This is a genomic window from Nocardioides marinquilinus (assembly GCF_039543705.1).
GTDB lineage: Bacteria > Actinomycetota > Actinomycetes > Propionibacteriales > Nocardioidaceae > Nocardioides > Nocardioides marinquilinus.
The window spans coordinates 233,254-254,762 of the sequence record NZ_BAABKG010000005.1; the positions used below are offsets into that span (position 1 = coordinate 233,254).

A 21,509-nucleotide genomic window follows, 5' to 3' on the forward strand; every position below is an offset into this window, starting at 1 on the left:
GCCCGGCGGCCGTCGCCGTCCCCACAGCACGTGCAGAACCAGAACCAGAAGCAGAACCAGAACCAGGACCAGCACCTCACCAGCACCGCTCCCGCTCCCGCGCTCCACCCGAACCCAGGAGGCCGTCCGTGCAGACGTGGACCCTCTCGCTCAGGACCCCGGCCGAGACCGGGCTGCCGTCGGTCGACGTCGGCGTCACGGCCCGCAACGAGGCCACCGTCGCCGACCTCGCCCGCGCCATCGGCCGCCACGTCGCGCCCGACCAGCCGCACCTGCTGCTGGTCCCCCTCGACGGCGACCACCCGTGGCCGGCCGACCGCCTCGTCTCCGAGTGCGGCCTGCGCACCGGCGACCTGCTCGACGTCGTCACGGCTCCCACCTCGTGGTTGAGCCGCGCGTCGAGCTCGGCGCGCCCGCGCGCCGTCCTGCGCGTCACCGACGGCCCCGACCGCGGCCAGCGCCTGCACGTGCGCGGCAGCTCGCTCACCCTCGGCCGCGGCTCGTCGTGCACGCTGCGGCTGACCGACCCGCTGGTCTCCCAGCGCCACGCCCGCATCGTGCTCGGCACCCGGCCCACCGTCTACGACGAGGGCTCGGCCAACGGCACCCTGGTCGGCGGCGAGCGCGTGGTCACCGGCCGCGAGATCGACTGGGGCACCCCGATCCGCCTGGGCCGCTCGACGCTCGTCGTCGACCCCGGCGAGGTGCCCACCGAGGCGCCCGCCGTCTCGGTGTTCCGGCCGCCGCGCTTCGGCGAGCCGCTGGTCGAGGAGTGCCTCGAGGTGCCGGCGCCGCCGTCCAAGACCCGCCCCTCGCCCATGCCCTGGGCGATGCTGATGCTGCCGATGGTGATGGGCGTGGCGCTGTTCATGCGCGCCCGCAGCATGTACGCCGTCATCTACATGCTGGCGTGGCCGATCCTCGGTTTCCTCGGCTGGCGACAGCAGAAGCGCGCCGCCGAGAAGCAGTTCCAGGAGGACCTCGCCGACTGGCGCCAGGACGTCGACGACTACCTCACCCAGATCGACGAGCACGCCAAGCGGCAGCGCCAGCAGCTGCACGACGACTACCCGGACGCCGAGACGCTGCGCACCCGCGCCGCCAACCGCGACGCCTACCTGTGGGCCCGCTCCGAGACCCGGCAGGCCTTCCTGGTGACGCGCCTGGGCATCGGCACCGTGCCGGCCATGCTGCGCGGCTCGATCAACGACGGCGGCGACCGCGCCAGCCGCCGCACGGTCGCCGAGGAGTTCACCCAGCGCGACACCCTCGCCGACATGCCGGTGCTGGCCGACCTCACCGCGCACCCGCTCGTCGCCATCACCGGCCAGCCGCACGCCGTCGACGCGCTGGTGCGCTCGATGATGCTGCGCCTGGCCTTCGACCACTCCCCCACCGACCTCTCGGTCGCCGGCTGCTTCGGCCGCGCCCGCAGCGGCCACGAGGCCTGGCTGCGGTGGCTGCCGCACGCCACCGCCCGCGTCGGCGGCGAGCCGCCCGTGGCCGTCGGCGCCCGCGCCGCCACGGTGCTGCTCGACCAGCTGGTCACCGAGGACGTCGGCCGCGGCCACACCATCTGCTTCGTCGACGAGGACGCCGGCATCGCCCGCCGCACCGTCGAGTCGGTCGCCCAGGTGGCCGCCGAGCGCGGCCTGCACCTGGTCTGGCTCGGCCGGGACGCCGCCGAGGTGCCGGCCGCCACGTCGCTGCGCGTCGACCTCGACACCGGTGAGGTCGGCATCGCCGACCGCCGGGGCATCTGCCACATCGACACCGCCGACGCCGTCACCCTCGACTTCGCGTGGCGCACCGCCCGGCTGATGACCGCCTACGTCGACGAGGCCGCCGTCCTGCCGCCGAGCACCGCCATCCCCTCGCTGGTGCGGCTGCCCGAGGTGAGCAGCGACTTCGAGGACCTCGACGACGTCGCCGCGGTCGCGGCCCGCTGGCAGCAGTCGTCGGGCCTGCGCGCCCAGATCGGCGCCGGCGTCGACGGCGTCGTCACCCTCGACCTGCGCGAGGACGGCCCGCACGGGCTGGTCGCCGGCACCACCGGCTCGGGCAAGAGCGAGCTGCTGCAGTCGCTGCTGTGCTCGCTCGCGCTGAACAACCCGCCGTCGCGGATGAACTTCCTGCTCGTCGACTACAAGGGCGGTGCCGCGTTCCGCGAGTGCGCCGACCTGCCGCACACGGTCGGCTACATCACCGACCTCACCCCGGCGCTGGTGCAGCGGGCCCTCACCTCGATCGGCGCCGAGATCGCCTCGCGCGAGCTGCTGCTGGGCGAGTACGGCGTCAAGGACCTCGTGCAGCTCGAGCGCGAGCGGCCCGACGTCGCCCCGCCCAGCCTGCTCATCTGCGTCGACGAGTTCGCCGCGCTGACCTCCGAGGTGCCCGAGTTCGTCGACGGCATGGTCAACATCGCCCAGCGCGGCCGCTCGCTCGGCATGCACGTGCTGCTGGCCACCCAGCGGCCCGCGGGCGTCGTCACCGGCAACATCAAGGCCAACGCCGACCTGCGCATCTCGCTGCGCGTCAGCTCGGCCGACGACTCGCGCGACGTCATCGACAGCCCCGAGGCGTGCCGCATCTCGCGCCGCACCCCCGGCCGCGCCTGGATCCGCCGCACCGGCCACGGCACCGCCGAGCTGGTGCAGTCGGCGTGGACCGGCGCCCGCGAGCCGATGGCCGGCTCCGAGGTGCCGGTGCTGGTCAACCCGTTCAGCGCCGTCACCCAGACCGCCGTCGACGGCTCGGCCCCCGAGGACCGGCTCAACCCGCGCACCGACCTCGAGCGCTGCGTGCAGACCATCGGCAGCGCCTTCGACCGCTCCGGCGCGCCGGACCCCAAGCGGCCGTGGCTGCCGGCGCTGCCGCCCGAGCTGCTGCTCGAGCCCGCCGCGATCCAGGAGGCCGCCACCGGCCGCACCAGCGGCCAGGTCGTCCTCGGCCGCATCGACGAGCCCGAGGCCCAGCGCCAGCCCGACCTCGTCGTCGACCTCGCCGCCGTCGGCCACCTGCTCGTGCACGGCGCGTCGGGCTCGGGCAAGACCGAGCTGCTGCGCAGCGCCGCCCTGAGCGTCTCGATCGGCGACGCCTTCGGCCGCTACGGCGTCGCGCCCTACGTCTACGGCATCGACTTCGCCGGCGGCGGACTCGCCGCCATCAGCGGCGTGCCCACCGTCGAGGCCATCGTGGGCGAGTCGCAGCTCGGCCGGGTCATGCGGCTGATCCGGCTGCTGCGCCGCACGATGGACGAGCGGGCGCAGGCGCTGGCCGCGCGCGGCTGCGCCGACCTCGACGACCTCGCCCGCCAGGGCGCGGCCCTGCCGCGCGTCTACGTGCTCGTCGACAACCTGCCGGCCCTCGTCGACGCCCTCGAGACCGGCGGCGGTGTCGCCCCGGCCCACGTCGAGCGGCTGCAGACGGTGCTGCAGAACGGCCGCCGCGTCGGCATCCACGTGCTGGCCACCGCGCCGGGCCGCACCGGCGTCCCCAGCGCGATCGGCTCCACGTTCGGACGCCGCATCGTGCTGCGGATGACCACCGACGACGACTACCTGATGCTCGGCGTGCCCGGCAAGGTGCTGGACGCCGACAGCGTCCCCGGCGCCGGGCTGCTCGGCAAGCGCAGCGTGCAGGTCCTCACCACCGGTGGCGCCGGCACCCCGGTGCAGGCCGAGCGGGTCGCCGCGATCGGCCAGCTGCTCGCGCCCCGCGTCGCCGGCCGCAGCACCGCCCCGGTGCCGCCCATGCCGACCCGCCTCGACCAGGTCTCGCTGCCCGCGCCGCGCGGCTCGCGCGTCGCGGTCGCCGTGGACGCCGACGCCGTCGCCGTCCTCGAGGTCGACCTGCTCGCCGGCCCCGTGCTGGTCGCCGGCCGGGCCCGCACCGGCCGCACCGGTGCCCTCGACGGGCTGCAGGCGCTGGTCGCCCGCGGCGACAACCCGCCCACCGTCATCCGCGAGCGCGACCTCGCCGCCACGGCCGACGCGGTGGCCGCGTGGCTGGCCGGCCCGGGGGCTGCCTCGGAAGATTCCTGGGCGCTCGTCATGGCCGACGACGCCCATCTGTGGGATGTTGGAGTCGGAGTCGACGAAGCGCGACGCTCTGCGCGGGACCGTCTCCTGGGTGATCTCGGCACCCATGGCCACCGCATCGGCATGGTGGTCACGGCCGACAGCGCCCAGGCGAAGGCCCGAGGCGGGCCGGAGGGCTTGGTCGAGACCGCACGTCGATCGCGTCGCGGCTTCCTGCTCTCACCGGAGTGGGCCGACGGCGACGCTCTCGGTGCCGCGGTGCCGACCAAGACCGCCGAGCCCCTCACGGGACCCGGGCGAGGAGTGTGGTGCGACGCCGGCACCGCCTGGGTGGCACAGCTGATCAACGGCCAGCCCCTCTCCGGGCCCGACGCGCACCCCGCGTCGTGACCGGTGGGAGCCGTTGAGAGGCCCCGGCCGTCCCAGGCGTCGTCGGGAAGCTGCAACCCGGGGCCCAGGCCCCGGTCGAACAAGGAGAACAGATGACGCGGCAAGGGCTCGGGACCCGGATCCGTCAGAGCATCACCGGCCTGCGGGCCCCGCGGCGCACCACGGGTGACGCCGCCGGGGCGGCCGGGGGCACGGCGTCCAGGCGCAGCAAGGCCGAGCGCCGACGATCACGCGGCGCGGCCGAGCTGTCGGTGCTCGTGGTCAGCGGCTCGCTGGTCGCCGGCGTCTTCTTCGGCCAGGGCATCAGCCAGACCGCCGTCGACATCGCCGACGGCCTCACCTGGCTCAGCGACGACCCCTCCGGCGAGGTCATCCAGGTCAACCCCGCCACCGGCGACCTCGAGGTCCGCCGCCTGGTGGGCGACCCCGGCCACGACCTCGACGTCGCGGCCCAGTTCGGCAACCAGCTCTACGTCACCGACCACACCAGCGGCCGCATGCTGGCCTTCGACCTCAGCAGCGTGCTGGTCTCCGGCCAGCGGCGCGTCAGCGAGGGCGGCGCGGTCGACACGCTCACCACCGACGACGGCGTCTTCCTCGTCGACTCCGAGGAGTCGACCATCGCCGCCGTCGACCCGGTCACCCTCGACGCCGTCGGCGCCATCTGGGTCGCCCGCTCGGGCCTGGCCGACGCCACCGTCGACGGCGAGGGCACCCTCTGGGCGCTGGAGGACAACGGCGACCTGCACCAGCTGCGCTGGTCGACCGACCAGCAGGCCTTCGAGGACGACGACACCAGCACCGTCGACCTCAGCGGTCCCGGCTCGGTGATGGTCGCCCACGACCGCGGCGTCACCGTCTTCGGCCCCGACCAGGGCATCGTCGCCCAGCAGGGCACCGACCACGACTACCAGGGCGACGCCCCCGTGCTCACCGGCGACCTCTACGCCCCCGAGCGCTCGCCGAACGACCTGGTGCCGGTCTCGGCGGCCGATCGCGGCGTGGTCGTCATCCTCTCGCCCGAGGGCATCACCGAGGTCGACATGCGCACCATCGCGTGCGCCGAGCCCGGCACCCCCGAGGTCTACAACAGCCAGGTCTGGGTGCCGTGCCGCGGCGACGCCAAGGTGGTGCAGCTCGACCGCACCGGCCAGCGCGCCGACGAGATCGCCACCGAGGCCGACAACCCCGAGCTCGTCCTCGACGACGACACCCTGATCATCAACACCCCCGGGGCCGACGCCGGCCTCGTCGTCCACTCCGACGGCCGCACCACCGCGCTGGTGCGCCACGACGAGGAGGTGCCGCTCGAGACGCCGGGTCCGACGTCGCAGCCGCCGCTGCCGACGCCCGACGACGTCCTCGACGCGCTGCTCGGTCCCGACGAGACCGACGAGCCCGAGCCCGACCGGCCCACCCCGCCGACCCCGACCCCGCCGACGCCGCCGACCCCGAGCGAGCCCGACCCCACCCCGGGCGGCACCACCGGCACCGACCCGACCGATCCGACCGACCCCACCGACCCCACGGACCCGACCGACCCCACCGACCCGACCGACCCCACCGACCCGGGTGAGGAGTGCGACGACGAGGCGACGATGCGCCAGGGCAAGGGCGACAAGGGCGGACGCGGCCACCGCGGCGACGGTCACGGCAACGGCCTCGACGACGAGTGCCCCGGCATCGAGGGCGGCGACCCCGACGAGCCCGGCACCACCGACGAGACCGACGACGGCGACGCCGGCGCCCCGCTGAGCGCCCCGCGCAACGTCGTGGCGAGCGCGCTGCCCGAGGGCCAGGTGCAGATCTCGTGGAGCCACTCGGGCTTCCCCAAGCCCGACCTGTTCGAGGTGCGCTCCACCGACGGCGAGGTCTACGGCACCTACGAGAGCTGGGTGCGCAACGCGATGGTCGACGTCGTGCCGGGCGAGGAGACCTCCTTCGTGGTCGTCGCCGTGCTCGACGAGACCGAGGAGGCCTCCGACGCCACCGACGCCGTGGTCACCACCGCCCGGCCCGGCGCCCCCGCCGTCCGCACCAAGGCCGTCTACCGCGGCGACGACGACGTCGAGCGCTTCGTCGTCGGCGTCACCTGGAGCGAGGCGCCCGCCAACGGCGAGTCCGTCGACAGCTACGACGTCACCGTGCAGACGCCCGACGGCCGCGAGAGCCGCCGCGTGGCGCCCACCGACCGGCGCGCGGTCTTCGAGTGGACCTGCGACCGCTGGGACGACGCCAACTGCACCGTCGGCGGCGACTGGACCGTCTCGGTCATCGCCAACAACGACCTCGGCTCCGGCAAGCCCGGCACCGCCGTCGGCACCGCGCCCGACCAGCCGCCGCCGCCGCTGCCCGACTCGAACCAGCGGGTCATCGACCAGGGCCCGCGGACGTCGTCCGCCACCGCCGACGGCACCGGCTCGGTGCTGCTGCGCCTGCGCCCGCCGGAGGACTGGGAGCGCTTCGGCGGCGCCTGCGGGTGGGAGCTGAGCAACGGCACCACCGTCACCACCGGCGTGGTCGACTGCGACGAGACCAGCGTGCGCGTGCCCTACTCCCACGGCCGCATCCAGGCCCCGGCGCCCGGCACCGTCAGCTACACCGTGACGATGACGGCCACCAACGAGGGCGGCACCGCGCGCAGCGCCTCGCACGCCTTCACCACCACCCAGCAGGTCGACCCGGCACCGGCGCCCCCGCCGGAGCCGGCCCCGACCCAGCCGGTGCCGACCGAGCCGGCCCCGACCGAGCCCGCGCCCGAGTACCCGCAGCAGCCCTGCGGCGTCGAGTACCCGCAGACCTGCGAGATCCAGTGACCGCCGCTGGACCGTCGGTGGCGCAGCCTGCCCGCAGGAGGCCACGATGACCGTCGTGACGTCGTCCCACTCCTCCGCCGCGAGCCCTGCCCCCGGCGAGACCGAGATCGCCGCCTTCGGGCGGCTGCACCAGCGGCTCGGCGACGCCGTCGAGACCGCCGTCCACGGCAAGCGGGGCGTGATCGACCTCGCCCTGGTCAGCATGTTCGCGGGCGGGCACGTGCTGCTCGAGGACGTGCCCGGCACCGGCAAGACGACGCTGGCGCGAGCGCTCGGCAAGGCGCTGGGCGGCGAGGTCCGCCGGGTGCAGTTCACCCCCGACCTGCTGCCGAGCGACGTCACCGGCACCACCGTCTTCGACCCCCGCGACGGGCAGATCCGGTTCCGCCCCGGGCCGGTGTTCGCCAACGTGGTGCTGGCCGACGAGATCAACCGGGCCGCGGCCAAGACCCAGTCGGCGCTGCTCGAGGTGATGCAGGAGCGCACCGTGACCGTCGACGGCACCGGCCACGCCGTCCCGTCGCCGTTCGTGGTGATCGCGACGCAGAACCCGGTCGACCTCGAGGGCACCTACCGGCTGCCCGAGGCACAGCTCGACCGGTTCCTCGTGCGCACCTCGCTCGGCTACCCCGACGCCGAGCACGAGATCGAGGTGCTGCGGCCGGGCAGCACGGCCGGCCACGTCGACGACGTCGCCGCCGTCACCACGCCCGCCGAGGTCGCCGCCGTGAGCGCGCAGCTCAACCGGCTGCACGTGGCCGACCCGATCCTGCGCTACGTGCGCGAGATCGGGGTGGCGGTGCGCCGCGACCCGCGCGTGCGCATCGGCGTCAGCACCCGCGGCCTCAAGGCGCTCGTCGGGTGCCTGCAGGTCTACGCCGCCGCCCGCGGCCGCCACTACGTGGTGCCGAGCGACGTGCAGCGCATGGCCGAGCCGGTGCTGGCCCATCGCACGGTGCTCGCCCGCGACGCCGTCCTGGCCGGGCACAGCAGCGCCGACGTCGTGCACGAGGTGCTCGACTCGGTGCAGCCGCCGCAGCCCGACGCCGGCTGAGGCGGTGCGCGCCCGATGACGGCCTGGACCAGCCTCACCGCCCGCGGCAAGGCGGTCGCCGGGCTCGGCCTGGCGCTGCTCGTCGCCGGGCTGGCCTGGCGCTACCTGCTCGTCGCCGGCCTCGGCGGCTGCCTCGTCGGCCTCGTGGTCGCCGAGCTGGTCGCCGTCCTGACCTCTCGGCCGGTCTCGGTCGACCGGCGCATCGACCCGCGCGTCGTGGTGCGCGGCGACCACTGCCACGGTCACCTGCGGGTGCGTGGACGCCGGCGCCGCGGCCTGGTGCGCCTCGACGTCGCCGACCGCGTCGACAGCACCCTGGTGCCGGTCGCGCTGCCCGACCGCGTCGAGTCCGACACCGCGCCGGCCGAGGTCGGCTACCCGGTCCCCACGCCGCGCCGCGGGCTCGTCGACGTCGGCCCCGTGCAGGTGCGCCTGGCCGGGCTGACCGCGATGGCGGCGCGCTCCACCGAGTCAGGCGGCGTCGACCAGGTGCGGGTGCTGCCCCGCCACGTGCCGCTCGCCGGCATGCTCGGCGGACGGCGCCGCGCCGTCGCCGGCAGCGACCTCAGCGCCGAGGTCGGCGGCACCGACCTCGTCGGCCTGCACGAGTACGCGATGGGCGACGACCTGCGCCGGCTGCACTGGGCCACCAGCGCCCGCAGCGGCCGGCTGATGGTGCGCGAGGACGCCGAGCCGTCCGAGGCGCACGTGTGCGTCGTCCTCGACGACCGGGCGGCGAGCTACCTCGGCGACGAGGCGCTGTTCGAGGAGGCCGTCGAGATGGCGGCCGCCGTGTGCCACGTCGCCATCGACGCCGGCTCGCCCGTGCGCTTCCACACCGGCAGCGACCGCAGCAGCGTCGTGGTGCCCGGCTCGGCCGACCGGCGTCCACGCCACGAGCAGCAGGAGCTCGACTGGCTGTTCGCCGAGATCGGGCTCACCGGCTCGCTGGGCCGCGTCGAGCTGCGCGGCACCAACCTCGACGTCGCGGTGGCCGTCACCGGCCCGGGCGCCGACCTGCGCGAGATCTCCCTCGCCCTCGGCGAGGCCTCGGTGCGCATCGTGGCCGTCGTCGACCCGGCCCCGCTCGTCGGCGCCCACCAGGAGGGCGGCGTGCTCGTGCTGCGCGGCGCCACCTCGGTGAGCCTGTCGATGCTGTGGGACGAGGCCGTGGTGAGCGCGGCATGAACACCCCGATGAGCGCCCGGGAGGCCGTCGCATGATGGCCAAGGTGGCGCGCCTGGCGTGGCCGGTCTCGCTGCTGGTGCTCGGCGCCCTCGTGCCGGCGACGGCGTGGCACCGGTGGACCGTCTCGCTGCTGTTCGTGCTCGTCGCGGCCCTGCCGCTGCTGCTGCTGCGCGGCGCCATCCGGGTGGGCCTGTCGCGCTGGTTCGCCAGCTCGATGCTGGTGCTGCTGTCGGTGATGGCGGCCTACCTGGCCACCACCGGCGCCGGGCTGACCCTCGAGCAGACGGTGCAGGACGTCGTCCCGCGCCTGCTCACCGCGCCCCAGCCCTACGCCGCCCGCGCCGACCTGCTCGTGGGTCCGCTGCTGCTCACCGCGCTGGTCAGCGTGCTCGTCGGGCTGCGGCTGGAGAGCCGGCTCAAGGTCGAGCCGGTCGCCGGCGGCGCCGCGCTCTACCTGGTCGGGATGCTGCTGACCGCGGGCACCGCCGACCCCTGGGGCATCGTCGCCGTGCTGATGCTCGTGGTGGCGCTGCTGGGCTGGGTCTTCCTCGACCACCACGCCGAGCCGGTCTCCGGACGGCTCGCGCTCGCCGGTCCCGTCGCCGTCATCGGCGCCGGCCTGCTCGCCGCGATCGCGACCCTGCCGGTGGCGAGCGCGTTCGAGCCCCGCGACCGCGTCGAGCCGCCCACCGTCGACGTGGTCGCCAGCAACCCGATGACCCAGCTCGGCGCCTGGGCCACCAACGAGGACACCCCCCTGCTGCAGGTGCGCGGGCCCGCCGTGCCGCTGCGGCTCGTGGTGCTCGACGACTACGACGGCGTGCAGTGGACGGCGTCCACCCGCTACGAGCAGCTGCCCGACGACGGCCGCACCGGGCTCGGCGCCGGCGCCTACCGCCAGGACAGCACCGTGCAGGTGCAGTTCCGCGAGCTGGGCGGCAATTGGCTGCCCAGCCCGGGCACGCCCACCTCGATCGCGCTGCCCGACGCGCTGCTCGACCCCGGCACCGGCACCCTCTACGCCCCCGACGGCACCGCCGGGCTGACCTACGAGGTCTCCGGCGTCTTCGACTCCCCGCCCGACCAGGCGCTGGCCACCGCCCGGCTGCCCGACGACGGCCGCTACACCGACCTGCCGCCGCTGCCCGACCCGCTGCGCGAGTACGCCCGCCGCGTCGGCGACCGCGGCGCCACGCCCTTCGAGCGGGCCGTGGCCATCGAGGACCAGGTGCGCCGCAGCTACGAGCTCTCGCCCACGGGCCGCTCCGGCTCGGCCCTGTGGCGGCTCGAGGAGTTCCTGCTCGGCGGCCGGAAGACGCCGGGCGGCGGCGTCGGCACCTCGGAGCAGTTCGCCTCCGCCTTCGCCGTGCTCGCCCGCGCCAACGGCCTGCCCACCCGCGTCGTGGTCGGCTTCGGCCCCGGCGAGGAGCAGGACGACGGCACCCGGGTCATCGCCGGCGGCGACGCGCTCGCGTGGGCGGAGGTCTACTTCGCCGACCTCGGCTGGGTGCCGTTCTCGCCCACCCCCGACGACGAGACCTTCGCCCCCCGCAGCCCGGTCGAGGCCGAGCGGGCCGAGCTGCCCGGCCCGGCCGAGACCGGCACCCCCTCGGCGACGCCGAGCACCGAGACCGAGCGCCCCGGCGACCCGCTGCCCACCGAGGCCGGCGCGGCCGCCGACGAGGCGCGGCCGCCGTCCGACGGGGCGGTCGGCGGCGCCGACCCCGCCGTCCTGGCCGGGCTCGCGCTGGCGGCGGCGGTGGCGCTGCTCGTGCTGCTGCGAACCGGACGCCGCCTGCAGCACCGCCGGCAGGGCACCGCCGGCGTCTGGTTCGAGATCGGCGACCCGCTGCGCCTGGCCGGCCTGCGCCCCGCCCTCAACGACCCCGCCGACGTCGTCGCCGCCGACGCCGACGCCCGGCTCGGCATCACCTCCGCCACCCCGGTCGCCGCGCGCGCCGAGGCGTCCGCGTTCGGCCCGCCCGCCGGCGCGACGTCCGGCAGGTCGCCCGGTGGGGCCGTGCCCGCCGAGCTGCGCCGCCACGTCGGCGTCGTCCGCCGCACCGCCCGCCGGTCGCTGCCCCTGTGGCGCCGCTGGTGGTTCTGGCTCGACCCCCGCGTCCTCACCCGGCGGTAGTCCCTGACGTTCGCGGGGTCCCCGACGGCGTGTCGACCCCGCATACGTCCGGGACTACCCCGACCGCACTATCGCGATAGGTCGCCAGCGGTAGTCCCTGACGACAATCAAGGGAACCGGGGTCGGGACCTTGATCTTCGTCAGGGACTACCGGCCTCGGCGCGGGTCAGCCGAGGGTGTTGTTGGTGGGGTACTCAAGGCAGCGGCGCTTGCTGACGCCGTACTCGCCGGTGACCTTGAAGACCGCGATGTAGTAGCAGCTCTTGCCCAGCGGCAGGGAGATCTCGAGGTCGGCGGAGGTCTGGCCGGGGGCCATCTGGGCGACCGGGAGCCCCTGCGGGTTCTGGGGGTCGAGGCGCAGCAGGTAGAACTCGCCCTCGGCCTCGGCCGGGTCGGTCCACTCCAGGTGCATCGTGACGCCGTCGTAGGCGACGTCGGTGAAGACCACCGACAGGTCGCGGCTGGGCCGGTCGCGGAAGGCCGGGGCGTCGGCGGGCGGCTCCTGCAGCACCGTGCCGGCCGCGCTCTGCTGCGAGACCTCGCGCTGCGGGCCGCCGTCGTCGCCCTGCCCACCGCGCAGGACGGCGGCGATCAGCCCGATCACCAGGCCGAGCGTGAGGGCCGCGGCGCCGAGCAGCACCGGCAGCCGGCGGCGGCGCGGCGGCTCGTCGTCGGCCACGGCGGGCGCGGCCGCCGGCGGCACCGGGGCCGCGGGCGAGGAGCCGGTGTGGTCGGGCAGGCCGGTGCCCGTGGGGTCGGCGTCGGTCGCGCGGACGACGTGCGAGACGGCCGAGACGGCCAGCGGCGCCGGCTCGGCGTGCTCGAGGCGCCGCGGTGCGGGCGCGGGCGCCGGGGTGGGGGCAGGGGCGGGGCTCTTCGCCAGCAGCGGCGGCACCGGCGCGGGCGCGCGCTCGGCAGCGGCGGCGGGCGCGCCGCCGGGCTCCCAGGCGGAGCCCCGCAGCGCGTGCAGGGCGTCGCGCAGCTCGGCGGCCGTGGCCCAGCGGTCGGCGACGTCCTTGCGCAGGCAGCGGTCGATGATGGCGGAGAGCCGCTCGGCTCCGGGCACGTGCAGCGGCCGGTTGGGCTCGGTGCGGGCCCGCCGCAGGTAGCTCAGCGCGGAGTCGTCGTCGGGGTCGTCGCTGGCGAACGGCGGCCGACCGTCGAGCAGCGTGTAGAGCGTCGAGCCGAGCGACCAGATGTCGTCGGACGCCGTGGGCCGCTGCCCGTCGAGGATCTGCGGCGAGGCGTGGCGGTAGGTGAACCGCTCGGCCGAGGACGTGTGGTCGGAGTCGGCCAGCCGTGCGATGCCGAAGTCGGTGAGCACCCACGAGGTGGGCAGCAGCAGCACGTTCTGCGGCTTGACGTCGCGGTGCAGCACGCCCCGGCCGTGGGCGAAGGAGAGGGCGTCGGCCAGCACCTCGCCGATGCGCCCGACCTCCTCGGGCGGCAGCGGGCCGTGGGCCCTCAGCCGGTCGTGCAGGGTGCCGCCGTCGTGGAAGTCCATGACGATGGCCGGTCGGCCGGACGCCGTCGTGCCGGTGGCCAGCACGGTGACGATGTTGGGGTGCTGGCGCCCGAGGTCGACGGTGATCTGGACCTCGCGCGCGAACCGCGCCGCCCGCTCGGGGTCGCCGGCCGAGTCGAGGTCGAGCACCTTGATGGCGACCTCGCGGTCGACCGAGACCTGGCGGGCGCGGTAGACGACCGAGTCGCCGCCGCGCCCGACCAGGGCCAGGTCGGTGAAGCCGTCGATCTGCTCGTCGTCCGCGGGCGCCGAGGCCGGTGGCCTCCAGGCGTCGTCAGACGTCGGCTGAGTACAGGTTCCCGAGACCATGCCTGCAGCCTACCCGCGAAACGGGCCCACGAGGAGGCCTCAGGAGGTCTGCTCGTCGCCCTCGGTCTCGCCCGACTCGCCCGACTCGTCGGTCTCGTCGGCCTCGTCGGCCTCGTCGGCCTCGCCGGTCTCGTCGGCCCCACCGGCCACGTAGGTGGTCGAGCCGCCCGCGTCGCCGGCGTCCGCGTCGTCACCCTCGGCCTCCGGCTCGCCGATGGTGCCGTCGGGGCGCAGGTTGGCCAGCTCGACCGGGCGGCCGGAGCCGTCGGTGACCGTGGCGGCCTCGACGATCGTGGCGAGCGCCTTGCCCCGCAGGATCTCGCGCACGAGGTCGGGGATGTGGTTGTGCTCGAACATGTGGTTCGCGAACTCCTGCGGGTCCTGACCGGACTGCTGGGCGCGCCGCACGAGGTGCTGCGAGAGCTCCTCCTGCGTGATGTCGTACTCCTCGCGCTGGGCGACCTCGTCGAGCAGGAACTGCGCGGCGATGGCCTCGCGGGTGCGACGGTCGAGGTCGGCCTCGAACTCCTCGACGGTCTGGCCCTCGTCCTCGAGGTACTTCTCCATCGTGACGCCGGCGTAGGCCAGCTGCTGCTCGATGTTCTGGCGGCGGGCGTTGAGCTCGTCGGTGACCATCGACTCGGGCAGCGGGATCTCGACGCGGTCGAGCAGCGCCTCGAGGACGGCGTCGCGCGCGGAGGCGGCCTGCTCGAGGCGCTTGCCCCGGGCCAGGCGCTCGCGGATGTCGGCGTCCATCTCGGCGACGGTGTCGAACTCGGAGGCGAGCTCGGCGAACTCGTCGTCGACCTCGGGCAGCTCCTGCTCCTGCACCTGCGAGACGGTGACCGAGACCTGCACCGACTGGCCGACGAGGTCGCCGCCGACGAGCTGGCTGTCGAAGGTGCGGTCCTCGCCGGCGGAGAGGCCGGTGAGGGCCTCGTCGAGGCCGTCGATCATGCCGCCGCGGCCGACCTGGTAGGACATGCCGCTGACCTCGGCACCCTCGACGGGCTCGCCGTCCTGGGTGGCACGCAGGTCGAGGACGACGAAGTCGCCGTCGGCGGCCGGGCGCTCGACGTCGCTCAGGGTGGCGAACCGCTCGCGCAGCGCCTGCACCTGCTCCTCGACGTCGGCGTCGGTGACCTCGACGTCGTCGACGGAGGCGGTGACGCCCTGGTAGTCGGGCAGCTCGAACTCGGGCTTGACGTCGACCTCGGCGGAGAACTCGAAGCCGTCGTCCTTGATCTCGGGGCCCTCGATCTCGGGCTGCGCGATCGGGGTGAGGTCGTTGGCCTCGATGGCCTCGGAGTACTTCGCCGGCAGCGTGTCGGCGACGGCCTGCTCGAGCACCGCCTCACGGCCGACCTGACGGTCGATGACCATCGGCGGCACCTTGCCGCGGCGGAAGCCGGGCACGTTGATCTGCTGGGCGAGCTGGCGGTAGACCTTGTCGAGGTTCGGCTTCACCTCGTCGAAGGGCACCTCGACGGTGAGCTTGACCCGGGTCGGGCTCAAGGTCTCGACGGCGCTCTTCACAGACAGACTCCTTCTGGTACACGGGTTTGGACGGTGTCGGGGCGACAGGACTCGAACCTGCGGTCTCCTGCTCCCAAAGCAGGCGCGCTAGCCACTACGCCACGCCCCGCCAAGCCGGGGGCTGGGGCGCCCACCGGCAGGCCGGGAGGTCGCACAGCCACCTGCTTGGAGCGGATGACGGGAATCGAACCCGCGTAGCCAGTTTGGAAGACTGGGGCTCTACCATTGAGCTACATCCGCGCTCTGGGAATCCTCCCACAGCGGTTCGAACGCGCACCAAACGGCGTCGAGCCCGGGCCCGGCCTCAGTCGCGGTTGACGACCAGCATGGCACGGTCGTCGTCCTTCGAGCCCACCGAGCCGGCGAGCCGCGCGGCCGCCCCGGACGCCGAGGCCCGCAGCAGGCTGTTGGCCTGCTCGATCATCCGCTCGATGCCGACCTCGATGTCGACGCTGGGCTCCTCGACCATGCCGTCGGTGTAGAGCAGCACCGAGTCGCCCGACTCGAGGTGGCCGCTGACGCAGACGAACTCGGCGTCGGGCACCAGCCCGAGCACCGGGCCCTCGGTGTGCAGCACGGTCCACCCGCCGGTGCCCGCACGGCGGTGCGCCGGCGGCGGGTGGCCGGCCGCGCGGACCTCGTAGTCACCGGTGGCGAGGTGCACGTGCAGGTGGACGGCGGTGGCGAACCCCTCGTCCCAGTCCTGGCGCAGCAGGTAGTCGTTGGCCGCGGGCAGGAAGTCCGCGGGCGGCAGGGCGCTGAGCAGGCCGCCCATCGCGCCGGAGAGCAGCAGCGCGCGGGTGCCGGCGTCCTGGCCCTTGCCGGAGACGTCGACCACGACCAGCGAGAGCGAGGCGCCGTCACGCGAGCGGGAGGCGACCACGAAGTCGCCCGCGAACGCCGTCCCGCCGGCCGAGTGCAGGGCCGACTCGACCAGCCACCCGTCGGGCAGCTCGGGGATGTAGCCCTGGTGCAGGATGCGGTCGCGCAGGTCGATGAACATCGTCTCGCCGCGCAGCGCCGTGACGCCGAGCCGGGCGCGCCGGAAGCTGGTGAGCAGCACGACCAGCGCGATGGTGAACATCACCACCACGGCGCCGACGGTGCGCGGGGTGATCTGGATCTGCTGGCTGACGCAGAAGGTCAGCACCGCCATGTCGAAGACCACGAACCACGGCAGCGTGCGGGGTCCGAGCATGATGCTGCCCACCACCACCGGGAGGGTCAGCGCGCTGAACGGCATCCGCTCGGGGAAGACCGAGACCAGCACCGCGACCGTGAGCGAGAACAGCACCAGCGCCGCGGCGAGGCGGTACTCGTTGACCGACGCCGCCCGGCGCAGGCGCCGGCGCAGCGAGGCGGATCGCGCGCGCTGAGGACGCCCGGGCCCGCGGGGCCCGTCGGTCGGGTCGGTGTAGGTGATGGAGGTCAACGGAGGGCATCGGCCTTCGATCGGGGCGCGTGCGGCGGGCACGCGTGGTCGGGCGTGGTCGCCCACGCGGGGCTCACCCTACGGCGCGGGAGCGGAAGACGGGCTGACAACGCGAGCACCAGAACAGGTTGCGACCCTCGAGGACGGCGGTCGCCACCCGCCGTCCGCACACCAGGCAGGGCTGGCCGGTGCGTCGGTAGACGTAGACCTCGCCGCCGTGGTCGTCGCGACGCGGGGCCCGGCCGGTCGCCACGGGCGAGTGCTCGGGCCGCACCGTGTCGATGCGGCCGGTGGCCACGCCCTGCGGCATCAGCGCGACGAGGTCGTCCCACAGCGCCTGCCAGCGGCTGCGCTGCAGGGTGTTGCCGGGCCGCAGCGGGTGCAGGCGGTCACGGAACAGCACCTCGGCGCGGTAGACGTTGCCGACGCCGGCCAGCACCGACTGGTCCATCAGCAGCGCGCCGATGGGCTTGCGGCTGCGGCGGATGGCCTCGAAGGCGCGGTCGGGGTCGGCGTCCGGGCGCAGCGGGTCGGGTCCCATGCGGGCCACGACCGCGTCGCGCTGCGCGGCGGTGACGAGGTCGCAGACGATCGCGCCGCGCAGGTCGGCCCAGGCGGTGGGGCCGGCCGTGGTGGCGGCGTCGTCGTCGGTGCCGTCGGCGTCGGCGTCGTCGGCCACGAGACGCAGGCGCACCTGCCCCACGGGGTCGGGCACCACGGCGCCGGCGGGCGCGGTGTGGACGTCGAAGGTGCCGATCAGGCCGAGGTGCACGTGCACGAACCGCTCGCCGTCCAGCTCGCCCGGCGGGTCGCCCTCGAGCTCGACGAACAGCTGCTTGCCCCACGCCTCGGCACCCACCAGCACCCGGCCGTCGAGCAGCGCGGCCGAGGCGGCGAACCGCCCCTGCGGGCTGCTGACCCGCACCCGGCGCCCGGCGAAGGCGACGCCGAGGTCGCGCGCGAGCCGGTGGAGGGTGTGGCCCTCAGGCATCGCCGGCCGGCGGCTCGGCCGAGGCGGGCAGCGGCGGCAGCTCGTGGGTGCGCTCGTAGTCGGCGAGCTGGCCGATGCGGCGGGCGTGCCGCTCGGCGCCGGAGAACTCGGTGCGCAGGAAGATCTCGACGAAGCGGGTCATGTCGTCGAGGGGGTGCAGGCGGCCGCCGACGGCGAGCACGGTGGCGTCGTTGTGCTCGCGGGCCAAGGTGGCGGTCTCGTCGGACCACGCGAGCGCCGCGCGGACGCCGACCACCTTGTTGGCCGCGATCTGCTCACCGTTGCCCGAGCCGCCGATGACCACGCCGAGGCTGTCGCGCCCCTCGGCCCGCTCGGCGGCCACCGCCTCGGCGGCGCGCAGGCAGAAGGCCGGGTAGTCGTCGTCGGGGTCGTAGGAGAGCGGACCGTGGTCGACCGGCTCGTAGCCGTGCTCGACCAGCCACGTGGCGAGGTGGTGCTTGAGCTCGAGGCCGGCGTGGTCGCTCCCGAGGTGCACGCGCATGCTTCGGAGTCTGGCAGACCCGGCCGGGTCGGCCGAGGGGGGTCGACGGGCGCAAAGCGGGACGGCGGGGCGCCGGCCGACCTACCCTGAGCCGTGCTCCGCTGCGGTCGCCCCGTCCTGGCGGTCCTGCTCGCCGTCGTGCTGGCGGGCTGTGGCGACGACGAGCCGCTGGACGGGCCGGACGAGCCCTCGGCGAGCGCCTCGTCGCCGGCATCCACGGCGCCGGCGTCGTCCTCGGAGCCCTCATCGTCGGGGGACGAGCCGTTCTCGGCCGAGGAGGCCGACTTCGCCGCCGTCGAGCGGCTGCTCGACCGGCGGGCCGCCGCCGTGCTGGACGGCGACCGGGCCGCGTTCCTCGCCACGGTCGACCGCGGCAACCCGGCGCTGCGGCGCGAGCAGCGCGTGCTGTTCGAGAACCTGCGGCGGCTGCCGGTGGCCTCGCTGCGCTACGCGGTCAGCCGCGACGGCTACCGCCCGGACGAGGTGGCCGGCGACGACCCGGTGCTGCGGCCGCGGGTGGCCGAGCACCTCGCGCTGCGCGGGGTGTGGCGCCGTCCGGTCGGCAACCAGCTGGCCATGACCTTCGTGCGGCGCGACGGCACCTGGCGGGTCGGCGCCGAGGTGCTCGACGAGACCTTCGAGCCCCAGGAGCGGCCGTGGTTCGGCGTCCCGCTCGACGTCGCGGTCGACGGCTCGGTGGTCGCGCTCACCGACCGCGACGGCCCGCTGCCGGCGTCCGAGGTGCTGGACGGCGTCCGCACCGAGCTGGCCTCGCTCGGCGAGCTGCTCGACGAGCGCGGTGGGCGGCTGCTGGTCGACGCCACGTCGAACGGGCTGCCGCACGGCGTGCGGGAGGGCAGCGGCGACGACGCCGCCGCCGTCTCGTTCGACGTCTACGCCACCGACGACCTCGCCGACTCCTACACCGCGCGGGCCGGGGCGGCCATCAAGCTCAACCCCGACCTGGTCGACGCGATCGTCGAGGACCGCTACACGATGCGGCACGAGCTGACCCACTTCCTGCTCGCCACCGACACCTCGGCGCCCTACTGGGCCACCGAGGGCATCGCCGAGTACGCCGCCTACCACCCGAACCGGCTGGCCGACTTCCGCTTCGACGAGGGCGTGCTCGCCGAGCTGGACGAGCGGCCGGTCGGGCTGACCCCCGCCGGCCGGTGGGGCGAGGAGGCAGCCGGCGACTACCTGCTGGCCGAGGCGACGGTGGAGCACCTCGTCGACACCTACGGCCTCGACCGGTTCCGGCGGATGCTGCGGGTCTTCGAGCGGCGTGGTGGCCGCGGGGTGCTCTACGGCGAGGGCATCGTCGACGAGGTGCTGCGCGACGTGTACGGCGAGGGCGAGCGGTCGGTCGCACGGGCGGCGTACGCGCGGCTCGGCCTCGACTGACGTCCCGGCCCGCGCGGACGCCGATCGTCCGCGAAGCCGCCTAGGGTCGCCGGTGTGGCACTGACGTGGGCGCGGGCACTGTCGTGGCGGCTGGGGCGCCAGCTCCTCGACCCGGTCGGGGCGGCCGGCACCTCCGTGGTCGACGTCGTCGGGAGGCTCGGCTCGGTGCCGGCGTGGCCCGCCACCGCCGCCGAGCACGGCGTCGCGGCGCGGCGGGCCGGCGGCCGGGTGGGCGACGTGGCGGAGGCGTTCGCGGCGGGCGAGGTGGTGACCGTCTACGCCTTCGGCGGCGCCACGCACGTGATGACGCCGCAGGACGCCGGCGCCTACCTCGCCGTCCGCGCCTCGAGCCGGATGTGGGCGCTGCGCAGCTGGGTTGTCCACTACGGGCTCGCGCCCGACGACTGGCCCGCCTTCCGCCGCTACGTGCGCGACGCGCTCGCCGACGGGCCGCTCACCCGCAGCGAGCTGCTCGACGCCTTCGCCCGCAGCCGCCGCTACCGGCACCTGCGCCCCCTGCTCGCCGACGGCAACGACACGCTGCTCAAGCCGCTGTCGTGGCACGGCGACATCGGCTTCGCCCCGGGACGCGACGGCGAGGCGGCCTACCAGCGGCTCGACGCGGTGCCGGGCTGGGCCGGCGTCCCCGACGCCGACGCGGGCGCGGCGCGGGTGCTCGACCACTACCTGCGGGTCCACGGCCCGGCGCCGCTCGAGCGCGCCGGCGCGTGGCTCGGGCAGGGGCTCGGCGCCAGGCGGCGCGACGTCGTCCGGTGGCTCGCGGCGCTCGAGCCGCGGGTGGTGCGGCTCGACGTCGAGGGCGTCGAGGTCGCCGTGCTGGCCGAGGACGTCGACGACCTGCGCGCGGCGCGGGCCGCGCCGGCCGGGTCGTCGGTGGCGTTGCTGCCCGGCCGCGATCCGTGGGTCACCGCGCCCGGCACCGACGACCCGCGCGTGGTGCCGCCCGCGCACCGCAGCGCGATCAGCCGGAACGGCAACCCGGTGCTGCACCGCGGCGTCGTCGCCGGCACGTGGACGCTGAAGGGCGAGGCGCTGCGCGTGACCTGGTTCGAGGGGTCGGGCCGGGTGCCGCGGTCGGGGCTCGACGAGGCGGCCGCGCGGCTGGGCGCGGCCGTGGGGCGCGAGGTCGGCGTCGACGTCCAGGGGGCCTGAGGCCCGTCGAGTGGCTCGGGGTCCGCGGGGTCCGCGGGGTCGGCCGGGCGTGACCGGCCGGGGTCTCGAGGCTCGTCGCCAGGGCTCCTCGCACCTCGACCACCGTCGGTGGACTGACGGTCGGGGCTGAGCCTCGAGACCCTCAGTGGGCGCGGAGGAACGCCGCGGTCTGGGCCATGAGGGGCTCGGCGGCGGGGAAGGCGAGGTGGCGCCAGAAGCCGTGCAGCTGCCCGAGGCAGCGCACGGCGACGACGGGGACGCCGGCCTCGACGAGACGGGTGGCGAGCAGCTCGCCCTCGTCGCGCAGCGGGTCGTGCTCGGCGGTGGCCACGAACGTCGGCGGCAGCGTGGCCAGGCGCTCGGAGCGCAGCGGCGCGAGGTCGGGGTGCGTGACGGCGGCGGGGTCGTCGCCGGCGTACTGCCGCCAGTACCAGGCCACGGTGGCGGGGTCGAAGCCCTGCGTCTCGGTGCGGTGGGACTCGCCCGCCGCCTCGGGGTCGAGGAACGGGTAGACCAGCACCAGTGCACGGAACCGGCCCGGGTGGCGCAGTGCGGCCACCAGCGCCAGGTTGGCCCCGGCGCTGTCGCCGTGCGCGTAGAGCGCCTCCTCCCCCGCGTCGGTGAGCGCGCCGACGACCGCGTCGAGGTCGTCGACCGCGGCCGGGAACCGGTGCTCGGGCGCGAGCCGGTAGTCGACGCTGACGACGGTGCGGCCGGTGCGGTTGGCCAGCCGGCGGCTGACGCCGTCGTGCACCTCGACGTCGTTGAAGACGAACCCGCCGCCGTGCACGTGGACGACGACGCCGGGCGCGGCGTCCACCGGCTCGTAGCGCCGGCACGGCACGCCACCGAGGTCGACGTCGGCGACGGCGGCGACGTCCTCGCGGGGCTCGGCGCGGGCGGCCTCGCGGGCGGCGGCGCGCTCGGCCGCGACGTCGTGGGCGGGGTCGGTGACGGCGGGCTCGCCGGCGGCGCGCTCGAGGGCGGCGCGGGCCTCGGGGTAGAGCAC

General features: G+C 75.5%; 13 protein-coding genes and 2 tRNA genes. 7 read left to right on the top strand and 8 right to left on the bottom strand.

The window, feature by feature from the left end; all coding sequences use genetic code 11:
• Window positions 1–128 precede the first annotated feature (128 nt).
• The 5 genes from ABEA04_RS18985 (at window position 129) to ABEA04_RS19005 (ending at window position 11,625) form a co-directional block, all read left to right on the top strand.
• Window positions 129–4,430: a type VII secretion EssC family protein gene (locus tag ABEA04_RS18985; protein ID WP_345462420.1), complete on the top strand. Its 4,302-nt coding sequence runs from the start codon at window positions 129–131 to the stop codon at window positions 4,428–4,430.
• A gap of 92 nt (window positions 4,431–4,522) precedes the next feature.
• Window positions 4,523–7,246: an NHL repeat-containing protein gene (locus ABEA04_RS18990; RefSeq protein WP_345462423.1), complete on the top strand. Its 2,724-nt coding sequence runs from the start codon at window positions 4,523–4,525 to the stop codon at window positions 7,244–7,246.
• 46 nt (window positions 7,247–7,292) lie between these two features.
• Window positions 7,293–8,300, top strand: coding sequence for an AAA family ATPase (locus ABEA04_RS18995; protein WP_345462426.1), 1,008 nt, complete (start codon window positions 7,293–7,295; stop codon window positions 8,298–8,300).
• Window positions 8,301–8,315: 15 nt separating this feature from the next.
• Window positions 8,316–9,488: a DUF58 domain-containing protein gene (locus tag ABEA04_RS19000; protein ID WP_345462429.1), complete on the top strand. Its 1,173-nt coding sequence runs from the start codon at window positions 8,316–8,318 to the stop codon at window positions 9,486–9,488.
• A gap of 31 nt (window positions 9,489–9,519) precedes the next feature.
• Entirely contained in the window at window positions 9,520–11,625 is a 2,106-nt protein-coding gene (locus ABEA04_RS19005) for a transglutaminase TgpA family protein (protein WP_345462432.1), read from the top strand.
• A 166-nt stretch (window positions 11,626–11,791) separates the two neighbouring features.
• Here the strand turns inward: ABEA04_RS19005 and ABEA04_RS19010 are convergent, their stop codons facing one another.
• The 7 genes from ABEA04_RS19010 to ABEA04_RS19040 form a co-directional block, all read right to left on the bottom strand.
• On the bottom strand, window positions 11,792–13,459 hold the full coding sequence (locus ABEA04_RS19010; protein WP_345462435.1) for a serine/threonine-protein kinase: 1,668 nt from the start codon (window positions 13,457–13,459) through the stop codon (window positions 11,792–11,794).
• 39 nt (window positions 13,460–13,498) lie between these two features.
• The gene (tig, locus tag ABEA04_RS19015) at window positions 13,499–14,995 is read right to left on the bottom strand and encodes a trigger factor (protein ID WP_345462439.1); all 1,497 of its coding nucleotides are present in this window, start codon (window positions 14,993–14,995) and stop codon (window positions 13,499–13,501) included.
• A 36-nt stretch (window positions 14,996–15,031) separates the two neighbouring features.
• Window positions 15,032–15,104: transfer RNA gene (locus ABEA04_RS19020), tRNA-Pro, on the bottom strand.
• 57 nt (window positions 15,105–15,161) lie between these two features.
• Window positions 15,162–15,235 (bottom strand) — tRNA-Gly (locus ABEA04_RS19025).
• A gap of 64 nt (window positions 15,236–15,299) precedes the next feature.
• Complete coding sequence (locus tag ABEA04_RS19030; protein WP_345462442.1) at window positions 15,300–16,427, bottom strand: PP2C family protein-serine/threonine phosphatase; 1,128 nt, start codon at window positions 16,425–16,427, stop codon at window positions 15,300–15,302.
• Window positions 16,428–16,500: 73 nt separating this feature from the next.
• Window positions 16,501–17,418 carry an Fpg/Nei family DNA glycosylase gene (locus ABEA04_RS19035; protein WP_345462445.1) on the bottom strand — a complete coding sequence of 306 codons (918 nt, stop codon included), beginning with the start codon at window positions 17,416–17,418 and terminating at the stop codon, window positions 16,501–16,503.
• Complete coding sequence (locus ABEA04_RS19040; RefSeq protein ID WP_345462448.1) at window positions 17,411–17,920, bottom strand: ribose-5-phosphate isomerase; 510 nt, start codon at window positions 17,918–17,920, stop codon at window positions 17,411–17,413. Before ABEA04_RS19040 ends, ABEA04_RS19035 begins: the two co-directional genes overlap by 8 nt.
• Before the next feature lie 93 nt (window positions 17,921–18,013).
• On the opposite strand from ABEA04_RS19040, the gene ABEA04_RS19045 reads away from it, so the two are divergent.
• Both ABEA04_RS19045 and ABEA04_RS19050 read left to right on the top strand, forming a co-directional pair.
• Window positions 18,014–19,327, top strand: coding sequence for a hypothetical protein (locus ABEA04_RS19045; RefSeq protein WP_345462451.1), 1,314 nt, complete (start codon window positions 18,014–18,016; stop codon window positions 19,325–19,327).
• Window positions 19,328–19,381: 54 nt separating this feature from the next.
• Entirely contained in the window at window positions 19,382–20,500 is a 1,119-nt protein-coding gene (locus tag ABEA04_RS19050) for a DNA glycosylase AlkZ-like family protein (RefSeq protein ID WP_345462454.1), read from the top strand.
• Window positions 20,501–20,642: 142 nt separating this feature from the next.
• Here the strand turns inward: ABEA04_RS19050 and ABEA04_RS19055 are convergent, their stop codons facing one another.
• On the bottom strand, window positions 20,643–21,509 hold the full coding sequence (locus tag ABEA04_RS19055) for an alpha/beta hydrolase (protein ID WP_345462457.1): 867 nt from the start codon (window positions 21,507–21,509) through the stop codon (window positions 20,643–20,645).

Bases quoted from the DNA above. Each gene is read 5' to 3' on its own strand.
- ABEA04_RS18990 (WP_345462423.1), top strand. From the start codon at position 4,523: ATGACGCGGCAAGGGCTCGGGACCCGGATCCGTCAGAGCATCACCGGC.
- ABEA04_RS18995 (WP_345462426.1), top strand. From the start codon at position 7,293: ATGACCGTCGTGACGTCGTCCCACTCCTCCGCCGCGAGCCCTGCCCCC.
- ABEA04_RS19000 (WP_345462429.1), top strand. From the start codon at position 8,316: ATGACGGCCTGGACCAGCCTCACCGCCCGCGGCAAGGCGGTCGCCGGG.
- ABEA04_RS19005 (WP_345462432.1), top strand. From the start codon at position 9,520: ATGATGGCCAAGGTGGCGCGCCTGGCGTGGCCGGTCTCGCTGCTGGTG.
- ABEA04_RS19010 (WP_345462435.1), bottom strand. From the start codon at position 13,459: ATGGTCTCGGGAACCTGTACTCAGCCGACGTCTGACGACGCCTGGAGG.
- ABEA04_RS19035 (WP_345462445.1), bottom strand. From the start codon at position 17,418: ATGCCTGAGGGCCACACCCTCCACCGGCTCGCGCGCGACCTCGGCGTC.
- ABEA04_RS19040 (WP_345462448.1), bottom strand. From the start codon at position 17,920: ATGCGCGTGCACCTCGGGAGCGACCACGCCGGCCTCGAGCTCAAGCAC.